The organism is Polaromonas sp. P1_E3, assembly GCF_056405935.1.
The window spans coordinates 1-1,133 of record NZ_JBFUBD010000636.1 but is presented as its reverse complement, the minus strand read 5'-3'; the positions used below and the strand labels follow the sequence as shown (position 1 = coordinate 1,133).

Annotated in this window: 1 protein-coding gene; it reads right to left on the bottom strand. The window is 48.1% G+C overall.

All coding sequences use genetic code 11. The features are described from left to right. Positions 1 to 477 precede the first annotated feature (477 nt). Complete coding sequence (locus tag AC1D0Z_RS22380) at positions 478 to 777, bottom strand: hypothetical protein (protein WP_477660342.1); 300 nt, start codon at positions 775 to 777, stop codon at positions 478 to 480. Between the last annotated feature and the right edge of the window lie 356 nt (positions 778 to 1,133).

The following is a 1,133-nucleotide window of genomic DNA, read 5'->3' as shown; positions in this document are numbered from 1 at the left end:
CATCACGATGGCATAGCAGAAGACTGCAGCAGCGAGCCTAGCACCAGCGCAATAAAACGTCCTCAGGGGCCGTCTTTATGTTCGCATGCGAAACCGATAGCCTTAAACTTCCGACAATACGGCGAGGAAAAGTTTATGAGAGCGTGGGTTCGAATTCTTGATTTGATTGCGCTGGCAATGCCCATCAACACGAGCGTATAGAAAATGACCTGCGGATTGATGCTCTGGGGTGCTTTAGCATGCTATGCCGTGCTTTACGGTTGCTTATGTAGATTGATACGTTCACGATATCAAAGCCTATATCACGAATTCAATTGGACCAGCGATTTTCTCTCAGACATGAGGGGAGAGGACGACGTTCTATGGCTTTGCTTGTTTGGCCATTGGAAATATAAATCCGCGATCTTGTCCGGAGTCTGTATCGGTCTTCTTCTTTCTCTCGGTCTGTTCATTCTTGCGATGACCCAGACCACATGTTCAGGTGATTTTTCCTTGTGGTGAGCACAACCTGCGAATCATCAGGCAGGCCAGCGTCGCAGCACCCTGCAGTACGCTGGCCTGAACAAGTGGCCAAAAAGTATTGGCGTCATAACGTGAGCCTCTGTTCACAAAATCTGCGCCGGAATAAATTGCCGTCGCACCAAGCAAGGTAGMGAAGCCCGTCATCCACAAGAATTCAATCGACGTCTTCATATATTCGTCTTTTGTCGATTCGAATACTGAAAATACAAGATGGACGGCGTTCAGAAGAACCGTCAAACTCAAAGCGATATACAACGTTAAGGGGTATGGGTCAGCTCTGTACGTCAACAGCATAACGAAGCAGAGTCCCCAGCTAATCCACCTAACGTTAAAAAGATTGCTGATTTTCATTCAATTGCCCCAAGCTGAAACAGCGACTAAAACTGCTCGACAAGCTCAGCCATCACGAACATGACAGCAGTTAGAGCGACAAAGAGGAATAGCTTAAGTGCTGCAATGCCCCGTCTTTGCGCCTAGGTCGAAATCAGCCAGTACAGCTGCCAAATGCCGAGCACTATCCCGGATGATGAGTGCGGTTGCTTTTTGTCATCGCGGCATCGTAGCAAAAAAAAACGGATTCCCGCTTGCACGCGAAAGCTGCAGTCTTAAAC